This window comes from Nostoc sp. KVJ20 (assembly GCF_001712795.1).
Lineage (GTDB): Bacteria > Cyanobacteriota > Cyanobacteriia > Cyanobacteriales > Nostocaceae > Nostoc.
On sequence record NZ_KV757578.1, the window covers coordinates 1 to 12,880 of the forward strand.

The 12,880-nt window shown below is 40.6% G+C and carries 12 protein-coding genes; 5 read left to right on the plus strand and 7 right to left on the minus strand.

Annotated elements, in window-relative coordinates:
• Window positions 1-982: 982 nt before the first annotated feature.
• The 4 genes from A4S05_RS07465 to ndhL form a co-directional block, all read right to left on the minus strand.
• A complete protein-coding gene (locus A4S05_RS07465; protein ID WP_069069197.1) occupies window positions 983-1,648 on the minus strand; it encodes a heterocyst differentiation related protein in 666 nt (221 codons plus the stop codon).
• Between the two features lie 242 nt (window positions 1,649-1,890).
• Window positions 1,891-2,718 (minus strand): tryptophan synthase subunit alpha, encoded by an 828-nt coding sequence (gene trpA, locus A4S05_RS07470; protein WP_069069198.1) that lies wholly within the window; start codon window positions 2,716-2,718, stop codon window positions 1,891-1,893.
• 101 nt (window positions 2,719-2,819) lie between these two features.
• Window positions 2,820-3,131, minus strand: coding sequence for a DUF3007 family protein (locus tag A4S05_RS07475; RefSeq protein ID WP_069069199.1), 312 nt, complete (start codon window positions 3,129-3,131; stop codon window positions 2,820-2,822).
• Between the two features lie 24 nt (window positions 3,132-3,155).
• A complete protein-coding gene (gene ndhL / locus A4S05_RS07480; protein WP_069069200.1) occupies window positions 3,156-3,368 on the minus strand; it encodes an NAD(P)H-quinone oxidoreductase subunit L in 213 nt (70 codons plus the stop codon).
• Window positions 3,369-4,421: 1,053 nt separating this feature from the next.
• On the opposite strand from ndhL, the gene A4S05_RS07485 reads away from it, so the two are divergent.
• On the plus strand, window positions 4,422-5,744 hold the full coding sequence (locus A4S05_RS07485; RefSeq protein ID WP_069069201.1) for a hypothetical protein: 1,323 nt from the start codon (window positions 4,422-4,424) through the stop codon (window positions 5,742-5,744).
• Between the two features lie 12 nt (window positions 5,745-5,756).
• Here A4S05_RS07485 and A4S05_RS07490 read toward each other — a convergent pair whose 3' ends face one another.
• Window positions 5,757-6,677: a lysylphosphatidylglycerol synthase domain-containing protein gene (locus A4S05_RS07490; RefSeq protein WP_069069202.1), complete on the minus strand. Its 921-nt coding sequence runs from the start codon at window positions 6,675-6,677 to the stop codon at window positions 5,757-5,759.
• A 338-nt stretch (window positions 6,678-7,015) separates the two neighbouring features.
• On the opposite strand from A4S05_RS07490, the gene A4S05_RS07495 reads away from it, so the two are divergent.
• On the plus strand, window positions 7,016-7,615 hold the full coding sequence (locus A4S05_RS07495; RefSeq protein WP_069069203.1) for a hypothetical protein: 600 nt from the start codon (window positions 7,016-7,018) through the stop codon (window positions 7,613-7,615).
• Window positions 7,616-7,858: 243 nt separating this feature from the next.
• Here A4S05_RS07495 and A4S05_RS41410 read toward each other — a convergent pair whose 3' ends face one another.
• Complete coding sequence (locus A4S05_RS41410) at window positions 7,859-8,053, minus strand: hypothetical protein (protein ID WP_176726946.1); 195 nt, start codon at window positions 8,051-8,053, stop codon at window positions 7,859-7,861.
• Window positions 8,054-8,212: 159 nt separating this feature from the next.
• Here A4S05_RS41410 and A4S05_RS07500 point away from each other — a divergent pair, with 159 nt between their 5' ends.
• Window positions 8,213-9,100 carry a 2Fe-2S ferredoxin gene (locus A4S05_RS07500; RefSeq protein ID WP_069069204.1) on the plus strand — a complete coding sequence of 296 codons (888 nt, stop codon included), beginning with the start codon at window positions 8,213-8,215 and terminating at the stop codon, window positions 9,098-9,100.
• Between the two features lie 245 nt (window positions 9,101-9,345).
• Here the strand turns inward: A4S05_RS07500 and A4S05_RS38640 are convergent, their stop codons facing one another.
• Entirely contained in the window at window positions 9,346-9,534 is a 189-nt protein-coding gene (locus A4S05_RS38640) for a type 2 periplasmic-binding domain-containing protein (protein WP_256090857.1), read from the minus strand.
• Between the two features lie 721 nt (window positions 9,535-10,255).
• On the opposite strand from A4S05_RS38640, the gene A4S05_RS07505 reads away from it, so the two are divergent.
• Window positions 10,256-10,861 carry a DUF3038 domain-containing protein gene (locus A4S05_RS07505; RefSeq protein WP_069069205.1) on the plus strand — a complete coding sequence of 202 codons (606 nt, stop codon included), beginning with the start codon at window positions 10,256-10,258 and terminating at the stop codon, window positions 10,859-10,861.
• Between the two features lie 213 nt (window positions 10,862-11,074).
• Entirely contained in the window at window positions 11,075-12,748 is a 1,674-nt protein-coding gene (locus A4S05_RS07510; RefSeq protein ID WP_069069226.1) for a DUF4335 domain-containing protein, read from the plus strand.
• Window positions 12,749-12,880 lie beyond the last annotated feature (132 nt).

Genomic DNA, 12,880 nt, shown 5'->3' on the forward strand with positions numbered 1-12,880 from the left:
AGCCGTGAATATGAAATGGCGGGTGGTGTTCGCAAAAGCGATCGCATTCGCAAAAGCACAGCAACACGTTTAAGGGCAACTCCAGTGGTATAGCAGGAGGCAGGAGGCAGGAGGCAGGAGGTCAAAGTATTACTATTCCTAGCCTTGGGGTTTTCAAAATGTCCTAACCTATGTGACTACGGCTATAAAAAAGTGGTTTAAAATTTTTAATAAAAATACAACTAATGGATACTTTAAAAAACACGTAGGCTAGATTTGCTAATCTAAATAATCGGCTTCATTGAAGAATAATTCAGAAATCAGAATTGAGGACTCAGAATCAATCAGTTGCGGGTCTAAATTCTGTTTGATAAAAAGAACTCATTTGTAAGGATAGTCCAAACTCTAATATAGGAATCCGCTTTGATTTCTGAACTAATTTGCGTAGGCAGGCAATAGGGAATAGGCAACAGGCAACAGTCAAGAAAGCTTCTTAGTTGTACTGAGTTTTTTCAGAAATCAAATATGAGTCCTATATAAAATCCGGTTAATTACTTACCTTTTAGGCTGAGTAAAAAAAAAGCAATAATCGTACTCAACACAAAAAGTCTAAAGCCCCAACATGAGCCGTTCCAATAATTTGATGATATACCACGCTTAACACTTGAAAACGCCTATATATAAACCAATACGCTTGGGTTAAGGGCTAATTGTACAAAATGGTGGGTTTTTGAGAAGCGATAAATCGTCGTCAAGACAAGTGTTTTGGTCTTATCTCAACTGTATTGATATATAGCCGTAGTCACACAGATTAGGACAGTCTTGATTGATCAAAGTCTTGAAACAACTGGGTTTTTACTCATCACGGGCTAAACCTTAGCTATCCGCTAACAGAACTCAGCACTGAGTGGGTAAAAAGCTTTGTTGATGATTTTAAACAATGAATGCACACAGATAAGTTATCTGTGTGCATTCGTATTAATCTGTGGTTTAATTTCCCTGATTAGTGCATTTCATCGTATTCTGGGGCTTCAACTCTTCTTGCTTCCATCCGTGAAGCAGGCAGAAACTCAGCGCGACGGACTGGAACCAAAGGTGGTGTATTTCCTTGGTAGGGGTGAATAACTTGTACAGTACGGGCTGAACGCTGCCGTGGTGAGAACAAAGCCAATACCCCAGCGACGACAACACCACCACCAATAGTCAGAGTTGCGCCTCCCACAGCCCAAAGCATGGGTGAAGACCACCAAGGATTTTCTGGCTGCAATGCTGCTGATTTTGGTTGGTTATTCTGCTGGGCTAATTGCCACTGCTGCTGAGTATTGAAATTTTGAACTTGCCCTTGGAGTTGTTGATTTTGCAACTTTAGCTGTTCATTGTCGTTTTTTAAACGCTCCAGCTGCATTTGCGCGTTCAGTTTCTCCATCTCTAAGCGCTGGTCAGTATTGGGAGCAGTCGGTGGTTGAGCCTGACCGGGATACACTGGTGGTGGCGCATAAGGGTTATAAGGAGAATACATTGGTTGCTGCATTCCCGGCGCTACGACACCTGGCATTTGCGGAGCAACAGCAAAGTTAGGTTGTAGGGGGGTATTTGTTCCTTTGAGCAATACGAGAGCCGCCAGCCCAGCTACGGCGACCCCGCCGATAAACGCCATACTCTCACTCATCGCCTTTGCTCCTCGATTGCGACGTAACTATAATCATTTGTGACTGACTCACTCTCACACTCACACTCATAAATTATGCCTACTTGATTTCACATAATACTCAAACTATAAGCAACTATATCAGCTAGTTTTTTTACACCATGATATCTGATGTTAATATTCAAGACCATAATGGTCAAATTGTCTACCAAGCAACGATAGAAAAACTACACTGTTATACTTTTTTAATCTACTTTCTCCGTCTAATCAAGAGGAGTATTTATGCTGGTGTTGGTGGCTTTGATGGCTGCCTTGAGACTTTGGCAAAATTGGGCGATCGCATTTAGTCCTTGCTCTGGTGTTCCTTCTGCTAGCCGTTTCACAAAAGCGCTGCCTACGATCGCTCCATCTGCGCCCCATTCCATTACCTGATGGGCTTGTGCAGCTTCGGAGATGCCAAAGCCGACAGCGATGGGTTTATCAGTAACACTACGAATTTGTTGGAGTAAATCTGACACGCGGTTTTCCAGTTGCGATCGCACTCCTGTAACCCCTGTAACGCTGACTAAATAAATAAACCCTTGAGAAGAACGAGCGATCGCTTCTATCCGTTCAGCAGAACTGGTGGGAGCTACCAACAAGATAACGTCAATTCCCATCTCACTAGCTGCTTGGAGCAAGCCTGCTGCTTCCTCTAAGGGTAAGTCAGGTATTACCAATCCAGCGACCCCAGCAGCGGAAATTTGCTGAAGAAATTTGTCAATTCCTCGGTGCAAAATTGGGTTGTAGTAAGTAAATAAGACAATAGGCGATCGCAATTTGGGAGTAATCCCTTGCAACATTTCCAGCACTTGCTCCAATTTTGTGCCCCTTTGTAGAGCGCGGGTAGCAGCAGCTTGAATTACTGGCCCATCAGCTAGAGGATCGGAATAAGGTATGCCCAGTTCAATAATATCGGCTCCATTCTGATCTAGAACCTGCAAAGCTTTTGCTGTTGTTTCTAAATCTGGATCGCCAGCAGTGATAAAAGGAATCAGAGCGCACTCACGATTGTGCCCAAGGGTTTTAAAGCAATCAGAAATCGCAGTCATTGGTAATTAGTCATTGGTCATTGGTCACTGGTCATTGGTCATTGGTCATTAGCTCTAGGCAAGTTACAAAGGACAAATGAGACAACTGACCAATGATAACTTTACACCTGAGACTGCTCTTCTTGTTCTATTTCAGCTTGAATTCGTGCGAGTTCTTCGGGAGAAAGCTCGTCTAGCCGCTTTTGCAGAAAGTCTTGCTCATACTGTTCCCGCTGTTGATGGTAGGTCATTTTTTGTCCCACCGCCCGGAAAAAATAGGTGGCTAACCAGCCAACTAACCCACTGATTAGTAAGACTTGGCTCCATATACCAGCTTTCTGATTATCCAAACCGACTAGCTGTAATCCTACATAAGCCAAGCCGCCGGCAATAAAAACACCCAAGCCAATTCCAATAGCGTCAATCCGTCGCATGAGAGTTATGACCTACCAATCTCGTTAAACTTGAATTTGTCGCCGTTGGGGTCGGAAATTTACAAACGGCGATAGAACCAACAAACCTGGAAAGAAGAAAAACACCAAAAAGTACATCAACACACGCTCGATGGAGCTAGCTACATACCAACGCTGCTTCAGGTACAGCAAGACAGCAATCGGGATTACCAGAAGGTAAGCTCCAGCCAAAATCAGATACAGCAGGGCGACGATCATAACTTTCAAGTCTTAAGCATCTGTTTTCCATCATAGGCTGAACAGCCTAACTGAGGGAAGTATAGTCATGATGCTTTCAACATTACTGCGGTAGAATTTCTTTTTTATATCCAGATTGACTAACAAAAGGTAATTTTATGCTATTATCGTAAATCTACCAGCAAGCAAGCGCTTAAATCAAACAAGATCGAAAACTCATCCAGATTGATTACGGGGAAACAAAGAAAACTTCTAATTTTGGGAAACAATCGCACAGTCTGGAAAAAATATTTTCAATCTCGTTGGACAAAAGACACAATTGATGGTGGAATAGATGAGGGGGTATTTGCTGCCTCTACAAAATAACTAGTTACACTAGTTGCCAAACACCTGCGGGGGTGTGGCGGAATGGTAGACGCTACGGACTTAAATAATTGAGCCTTGAAGGAGAAATCCCTCAAGTGTAAGCTCTCAAACTCAGGGAAACCTAAATCTGGTGACAGACATGGCAATCCTGAGCCAAGCCCAAAAATTTTAGATTTGCGATTTTAGATTTGGGATTAATTTTCAATCCAAAATCCAAAATCAAAAACCCAAAATTGAGGGAAGGTGCAGAGACCCGACGGGAGCTACCCTAACGTTAAGTCGAGGGTAAAGGGAGAGTCCAATTCTTAAAACCTGAACTGGCTATAGCTATCAGGTAGCAGTGAAAACTGCGGAAGAATGAAAATCCGTTGACCGTAATAGGTCGTGTGGGTTCAAGTCCCTCCACCCCCACTAAAAATTTAAAATGCCAAAAAGCTTCCATAAAAAGTATGGGCGAGTTGTATCTAATCATAGATTAACTCGCCCATATCTTTATGCATGGTCTTTTATAGGTAAAGTTAAGTAATTTCACTGGACTATTTAATGAAGTATTAAACAATTTGTCTTTAATACTTTATTTATAGTCTTAGTTAATCAAATTTATGTAAAAAGATTACTGAATCTCTGAAGAATAGATTGATACTACTGTTCACCAAGGTTAAGCTGGTAATAATATGAACAGGAAGCCTTTTTGTCCTGATAACTGAAATGACCGCTAATAGTTTATCAATCAGTCAGGAAGATACCCATTGTGTTACGTCTAACTCTAGACAGCTAAATGTGCAAATTGCACAAGAGGAGGTTTATAGCTTCTTCGTGGAAATTGTCAAAAAACTGTCACCAGAGGATGTTTTACGGGAATTCAAAGGTTTATTTATAGACGGTCTTGATTCAGAGGATTCAGATTATATACCTGGAATATACAGTATTTTTTTAGATGATAACGAACAGGAATTATACAATACGCTTAAAAGGTGTTGCTACATCATAGTTAATAATTGGAAAAGTAACCGAAAAGACAAATATATACAAGAATTAGTTAATTTATTTGTTAATGAAAATCTGAAGATAAAGACCAATAATCATCCAATAGTAAAAATTTGTAAGAACTGGCTAGAGAATTTTGTCAACAGCAAAGATTATCAAGAACTAAAATTATTTGCTAATAAATATGAGGAATCATCTAAAGGTCATTGGGCTAATCGCTATACGTCCTATTTATTAATTGACCAATCTGTTAATAAAAATAATCCCAGAGAGCAACAAGAGGCTGCTAGAAAGCTTTCTAAACAGATAAAAGACAAATTTAAGTTTGAACTAGCAATATACATTGCTCGTTCTCAATCTGCTGTATCAAGCACGACACGCTATAAAAATCCCAGTGTTTTGGGAGATCAAGCTCTGCGGCTAATAAAAGCCATTGTCTTAAAAAGAGGTGTATTTAGCCATGAAAATATTGCCCATATATTTATCAAGCAAACTCAAAATCAAACTCTGGAAGAATTTAAAATAAACTTGGAAAAATATCTATTTTTTTCTGTAGAAAATCAAGAATCAGTAGAGAGTTGGAGGCAGCAATTTGCAAATGTTTTATCCTTATGGAAAAAGGATTATAATCAAGAAATTATGACTAAAGAATTATTCTTGAGAACCTGCAATCGAGTTATTGATTGCTTGACAATAGAAAATGGAAAACAACCTTCATCATTATTTATACTATTAATTAGTCAAGGTCATTCTCTAACATTGGTAATTGTACTATTAAAAATTATTTTGATTTCTAAAAACTCTCGCAGACATTTAGAAACTCGGATTGCTCACTTGATTCGTTTTTATGAAAAGTATTCGGAAGAGGAATGCAAGGGAGTCATTAATTTTATGGAAATTTTTAATATCACGTTTGCAATTTATGCAGAAAACGTGGAATATAACTTGATTAAGATGGAAGAAGAGAAACAAAGCAGTAATCCACAGTTAAACCTGGATGGTTATCGTGTGTTTTCACAGATGAAGGTAGATAGAAAAAAATGAGTTTTACCTGATTCAGGATTTAGCAAGGCGTTCGTCTAACCAGGCGAGGCCAGCACCCGCAGTTTCAGCTAGAATACTAATGAGGCGATATAGAGCGATCGCACTAAATACTAGGGCAGATGGAAAGTGGTGTCGTAAAAGTTCATACGCAGTCGCTTCAAATACACCTAAACCACCAGGCGCACCGGGTATGACAAGCCCCAATAACCAAGCGCAGCTAAAAGCCCCTAACAATAAAGGTATTTGATTCGCATTCAACGAACTCAGGGCGAAGATAGTTAGTATAAACCCAGTGGCGCGTAATAGCATAAAACCCAATTCTCCTAACAAAGGTCGTAGAGGGTAGCTTTTAAGACTGAAGGGAACAGTTGGTTCAGTGGTAGCAGCAGACTTTTTTGCTTTCAATTTGTGCAAAAAGCGAATAACTGGGTTTAAAAACCAAGGATGAATCGCACAAAGGACTACAGCTAAACTCAGCAATTGTAGTATTTGCAAAACGAGGGTAGTATTCGCTGCTGCAAATTGGCTACTGCATAGGACAATAATGATTAAAGCAGCCGCTAGCATGAGTAGGGGTTCGAGCAAAACGCTTAAGGTGGCTGCACCAGCAGAAACATTGGCGTTTTTGGCGGCGACAATTCGCCCGTAGTAATGCCAGATATTACCTGGTAAATACTTAGCTATGTTCGTTTTTAGGTAAACTTGGATAAATTGGGGAGATGATACAGGTTGATTTAACTCTTGTAGAATCCAAGTCCAGATCCAGCCTGCCCAAGTATGTGCCAGTAAAGTGACCCCTGTAGCGATCGCCATAATTGCCCATCCTACCTCATCAATGCGGATAGCAGTCACCTCAATCCAATTATCCTTCAGAGCTTTCCCCAAAAAAAACAGCGTTCCTCCCAAAATTATCCAGCGTAAAAATTGTTTCATGAATTTAGTAATTTAACGGTAGAGCAACAATGGCTGAATACCTCAACTCTTATGGTATATAAGCTATATATGCAAAGCTTTTGAAGTATCAAACAACTTGATTAGCTCTTTTGACGACAACCATATTAACTTAGTTTATATCTCCCTAGAGTTAGATAAAAATATTATTTTTGTACTAATTAAAATGTGACTTGCGCTAGATGTAAAATTCATTTTATTATTCGTATGATTAAGAAAAGTTATTGTTTTGTCTGAATAGTTCGGATACAAAAATAATTCACAAATACCAATCTTGGTTGAAGTTTAACTTAGTCACAAAAATGCAGGGAGTTAGAAGTATGAAAAAAGCAATGAATTGGCTGAAAAATATCCGTCCCTTGAAAATTTTAACTGTTTTCTTAGCAGGAATGTTTCTATTTATGGCACAGGCTTGTGGCGCTCCGGGAGTAGCAACACAGCCACCACAACCTGGCGCTCAAGCACCTAATATCGAACGATACGATGCCACAAAAGATTATCCTCTCTCCTCTCCCGCTGGTGGGATGAACAACTTTAGTGATGTAGATCCTAGAGCGAGAGATGAAAAGGCAGCAAATGACAGGGCTGAGGCACTAGTGAAAAATGCTCAAAGAAACATTGAGCAAAAGGGAATTGACAGCCGAGAGCAATATAGCCGTAATTTTCAACAAGGTACACCTGTCGGTGAAAGAGTGAAGAATCTAGGTGAAGATATTGGCAGTTCCGCTGAGGAGTTACGGGAAGGTGTTGTTAAGGGGACTCAGCGTGGATTTGAAAATTTGAAGGGTAATACCCAGAATGCAGCCCAAGATTTGACGAAAAATGTTCAGCGTGGGGCAGAAGATGCTGGTAAAAATGTTCAGCGCACAGCTGAAGATGCAGGCGACGCAGTGAAGGGAGCAGTTAGAAACGTTGATTGAAATTAGTCATTCAATCTCTTAAAAAAATATGAAAGCGCCCACAGACCTTTAGTCTGGGGCTACCTAAACAAAGCCTGCCTACGCAGGCTTTTTGAGTTTTAGAGGATGTTTGAAAAGTCATGATTGATGTATAAAATTTTTTTACCCCACCCTAGCCCTCCCCTTATAAAGGGGAGGGAACTGGATTTTATTGTTTCCCCCCTTTATAAGGGGGGACTAAGGGGGGTAATAATTCGATTAAAATCACAACATACTACTTTTCAAACAACCTCTTAGATAATTAGTTAAGCGATGTAACAATACGCAATGAAAGGATAGTGTATTATAAACTACCGTTTTTAGCGATCGCACTGAGTTTTTAAATGGTTGAACCATTGCGCCTGCTTCGCTTAATCCAAAGTGCGGTTCAAGCGATCGCATCCAATGAATAAAATACATTCATTTGCTTAGAATTGAACTAAACAGCAGTGTGAGTCGTCAACTAAGAACAGATGTGTTTTATGTCTTAAACAGTTTTTGCAACATATCTCTCCTGAATTAATTTAAACTAGACTCACAAATTGCGATCGCACAATTGCTTTGATTCCAATTCTAAATATGGCTAAAACACCTTTGTTTTTAAGAAATACTTGGTACTATGCATTACCCAGTAAGCAGCTAAAATCTGGACAAATAATTTCAAAAACCCTCTTAAATGAGCTAATAATTTTTAGTCGCGATCGCTCAGGAAAAGTCTTTGCCAAGGTAAGTGAAACGAAAAGTTATCCAATACAAGAGGCGCAAGGAAATATTTGGATTTATATGTCAAATGATGAGACTTCCTTAATATTAGAAGAAATCCCATTAATCCCTGAGTTTGCCGATCAAAGCCACCAAGCCGTTGAGTCCATCCGCTTTTCCTGTGATGTTGATCACGCCGTAGTCGGATTGATCGATCCAGCTCATATTGCTTTCGTTCACCAGGCGTGGTGGTGGCGTTCCCCTGAGACACTAAAGGAAGTAGTCAAAATCTTTGAACCATCTTTGCATGGCTTTACCATGCGAAAGCACCCACTAGAACAACAAACCTTGTTCTATCGTTTGATTGGACGCAATCCACAGATCGAAATCTCATTTCGTTTACCGGGAATTCGTATTGAGCGGGTGTTTACTGAGAAACATATGGTTTGTAACTTAACAGCAATTACTCCCATTTCCGAAACTGAGACTGAGGAAACAACGATGTTTTACACAACTTTACCTTGGTTTCCTATTCTCCAGCCATTGTTACTATGGTTTACGCGCAGTTTTCTCAATCAAGATCAAAAAATTTTGCTTAAACAACAAATCGGCTTGAAACATAATCCACCCTTAACTTTAGTTGGAGATGCCGATGCCCAAGCCCGTTGGTATTATAGATTGAAAGCAGAATTTGCTAAATCTCAAATACAGGGGCGTTCTTTTGTTAACCCAATTAAAGAAAAGACACTTCGATGGCGTAGTTAGACTAATAATCTAACTTTTTAGTCAGCATTGATAAAGCGATTGACGTTTTTAGTAATTAAATTGTCAAGCTATAAGGTGATTTCTCAAAATAATTTTACCCGTGCAGAGGGCAACAGCCGTTTTCCAATAGGATGGAATGATGTTGTGTGGTAATTTTTATTCTGGAAATCACCTAAGTGCATCTTTAAAAGCTTCCACAACAATTCAACTCACAGAAAACATTGCTGTTAGCGGATAGCTAAGGTTTAGCCCATTCTGACGACTGACGCCTTTATTCTGTTCGATAAAGTTCCACTCACACCCTGATGTTCGGGAACAGAAGTAGAGGGAGTCCTAAATCCATACTTTGCCAAAATTTCTTGCGCTTCTTGTGACAGGATATATGCAGTTAATTTCTCACCAGCAGGATCGGCATTTTTCAGTACTGACAGCACAAGCTATCAGTGAAAAGGCAAAAAAATGCTTTTTCATCGTTATTATATTACTGGGTTACTATTACTACTCAGTGAGTTAGCCATTATCTCTACCCATCAAAGTAATAAATGAGTTTTGATATGTGCGTAGTTTGTGATTAAAGATATAATACCAACTAAGTTGGAAATAATCAATTGGCCAACATCTTCAAATGCTGACTTGATAAAATTTTTCAGTTTGTCATCAATTTCAAGAATGCATCAATCGTCCTGATGTTGCCCAGCCTGTACTGAAATAACAGGCTGCACACAAGTGAAACTGCTGTCCAGCAGCAGAAGCGTCTGTAGTAAACAGCCAAAATATTTGTATAGTAATTATGTATACACAAAGACTAATTAATAAACATCAAGAAATTTCAAAATTTAAACCCGTAAACAAATTAGGAGGTATTCTACATAATTACTTGAGGGTAATTAGCAGTTAGCATTCAAAACAATTGTTTATTTATACTCTTGTACGGAACTAGCTGCGAAAGTCGGATAAACCTTAACTAGAATTGATAATTTTCTACTTTGTCAAAAATAAATTTTCATCTAGAGTAGGACAAAGATACCTGCTGTTTACCACATATAAAAATCTAGCTGAAGCCTCTGGCTCATAGCTATGGGAAACCAAGCTTGATGCTTGAGAGTCTGGTTTCAAAATGGGTAACAGCAACATCCCCTATCAGCTTGATCACCTATGCTAAAAGTTATGCACTCGGCCGCCAACTCAGCCACTCCAAATTCCCAGTGGGAGGATTTAATCAAGCTTCCAGCCCCAAACACAGTTCAATGGGACAATATCAAAACCCAATTAGACTTGGTGCTGTTGGCCCTAGAAACCTTAACTGGGATTGGTTCAGAGGCAATGCTTTCGGCGGCAACTGATCTGAATTTAGAGTCAAGAGTGCCAGACCGCGTAGCTTTATGGCGACTGCGCCAATCAAATCCCCTACGCAAAGGTCAAGGAGGGCGAAAAAAGCTAGATGTCGAAGAAGCGCGATCGCTTGTTCTGATCATCTGCTACCTAGCCAAACAGCACCAGGAATTGATTCGCCGCGCTGTCGGCCTGTTGGAACAAATGGCAGAAAATAACCGGGAACCTCACCAGGCTGCTTTACTTGGAGATTATATTGATGCTTTTTGCAACACCTACCAAGAGCGGATGGAAGAGGACGAGCAAATCTCAACGGATTTACTAACCAACCTGGCCCTAAAACTGCTTGTAGATTTACTTTTTTACAGTGCTCCTGGTGGGCATCGCCGTCTCTGGCTAGCACTCATAGACCGTTCAACAAAATTTTAAATTTTAGATTTGAAATTTCTCAACCAAAATTCGCTCGTGATTTGTTTGCTAGATCAGGAAACTCTTTTGATGGTCGTTAGCTCTTGGGCAATGCACTACGGAAGGAACCTGACAAAGTTTTGAGTGGAGGAATCTGCTGTTTCAACTTTTCCTGGCAAGCAACTGGTTCAATTTTTTGCAAAATCCCAAATAGTCTTCTTCGCAGTTCCTGTCATGCCTCTATCAAATTCTGTCATTCGTTGCTATACACCGCCGACTTGCACGCTAGAAGTATTCGCGCAAAGTTCACCTCTGTCTCGTTGGATGGGGAAAACTGTCCTCAAACACCTAAGCTTTGAGCTACGTTTTGATGATCCCCGACTACCAGAAGAACACAGAGTTCCAATTCGGGGCGATCGCGAACAACTTGAAGCTTTATGTGATGCGGTCACCAGCTATGTACAAGAATTCCTCCAACAGTCTCCAGAAAGCTTTTGGGTCAGTTTCTCCGGTACCCAGCAGTCAAGCACAGCACTGGATGAGCCGGACTTAAAGTCTTCAACAAAAACATTAAATTCCTTTAGTACCCAGATTCCAGGGGCAAATATTCATTTAGAACCAAGCAGCTATTTAACTCACAATTTATTTCTCGGTTCTCTCGCCAATCACTCATCTGGCCCTGTAATTCAACTCAGTCTGCTGCAACTATTTGATTTGGCAAGTGCTTTAGATGAATATTCGACTGATGTCATGGCACTCCCAACTCTCAACAGCACGAGTTCGACTCTGAGATTCCCGGCTTGGGCACCTATTGCCGCAGTATTAGTATTAGGTGTGGGTTTTTTACCAGTTACTTGGCAATATGCTAATACCATTAGGGAAAAGCAACAGCAAACAGCCAAAACATCAGATCCAGAAGCGATAAAGGCTGCTTTAGAACCTTCACCCTCACTAAACTTTCCCACGCCTGAATCCGGGATTACTCTTCCATCAGATAATTTGTTAGGTTCCACCCCTCCACTTTCCACATCAACTTTACCCCAAGCACCTCTAACAGCCCCTAGTTCCAGTTTGTCTACACCGCCACCTCTATTTCCAAATAATGCATTGACAATACCTCAAGGGACGACTGGAACTCTTCCCACTAATGGAGCGATGGCTTCTCTGCAAGACGCTACGCGAACAGCGAACTTCTCTACAAGACGCTCTGCAAGCGCTAACGCACCATCCAACAAAATCCCAGGTCAGGAAATTGCCATATTACCAAATCTGGGACAGAACCCTACAGGATCAAGTTCCCAAGCTGGTACTCTCCCTCAACTGCGGAATTTGCCACCCAGATTATCTGCTAATGCAGGCAGCTTACCAACTAATATCTCACCTGTAGTTCCCCCATCTCTTGGCAATATACCCAATAATAGTGCTGGCAATACCCCTACCCAACCACCGTCACTAAGCTCACAACAGCTAGAGGAAAGAATCAATTCTCTACAGCAACCTTCTCCTGGAGAAAAACCTGCTTCACAACTTCCTTCCTCTAGAACTGCGGAGAACAATCCCTTTATCGATCAATTAGGGGACGAACGCAAACCCCCCACATCCACAGAAGTGGCTACTGGTACATTATTTGATACACCTCAAATAGCAGAAGCTAGAGAATACCTCAAAAAACGTTGGCAACCACCCACTGGACTGGGACAAACATTAGAGTACAGTTTGATAGTCAGCGTTGACGGCACAGTTGAACGAATTTTTCCCCTTAATAAGCCAGCAAGAGAATTCGTTGATAGCACTGGGATGCCTGAAGTGGGTAAACCTTTTGTTTCCCCTAATAGAGGCGGACAAAATGTCAGAATTCGAGTTGTTCTCAGTCCTGATGGCAAGGTACAGACTTTTCCAGATGAATAAGTAAACTAATCTGTTTAATGCCACTTGTAAAACTGGTACAAAGTTTGTACCAGTTTTTATTTAATCCAATTGCTCTTGAGCTTACTTTTTGGAGTACAGTTATCAAACTGGTCTTACTATTGATACCAGTAA

Coding starts and splice junctions, on each gene's coding strand:
- A4S05_RS07465 (WP_069069197.1), bottom strand. CDS start 1,648: ATGAGTGAGAGTATGGCGTTTATCGGCGGGGTCGCCGTAGCTGGGCTG.
- trpA (WP_069069198.1), bottom strand. CDS start 2,718: ATGACTGCGATTTCTGATTGCTTTAAAACCCTTGGGCACAATCGTGAG.
- A4S05_RS07475 (WP_069069199.1), bottom strand. CDS start 3,131: ATGCGACGGATTGACGCTATTGGAATTGGCTTGGGTGTTTTTATTGCC.
- ndhL (WP_069069200.1), bottom strand. CDS start 3,368: ATGATCGTCGCCCTGCTGTATCTGATTTTGGCTGGAGCTTACCTTCTG.
- A4S05_RS07485 (WP_069069201.1), top strand. CDS start 4,422: ATGACCGCTAATAGTTTATCAATCAGTCAGGAAGATACCCATTGTGTT.
- A4S05_RS07490 (WP_069069202.1), bottom strand. CDS start 6,677: ATGAAACAATTTTTACGCTGGATAATTTTGGGAGGAACGCTGTTTTTT.
- A4S05_RS07495 (WP_069069203.1), top strand. CDS start 7,016: ATGAAAAAAGCAATGAATTGGCTGAAAAATATCCGTCCCTTGAAAATT.
- A4S05_RS41410 (WP_176726946.1), bottom strand. CDS start 8,053: ATGTATTTTATTCATTGGATGCGATCGCTTGAACCGCACTTTGGATTA.
- A4S05_RS07500 (WP_069069204.1), top strand. CDS start 8,213: ATGGCTAAAACACCTTTGTTTTTAAGAAATACTTGGTACTATGCATTA.
- A4S05_RS07505 (WP_069069205.1), top strand. CDS start 10,256: ATGCTAAAAGTTATGCACTCGGCCGCCAACTCAGCCACTCCAAATTCC.
- A4S05_RS07510 (WP_069069226.1), top strand. CDS start 11,075: ATGCCTCTATCAAATTCTGTCATTCGTTGCTATACACCGCCGACTTGC.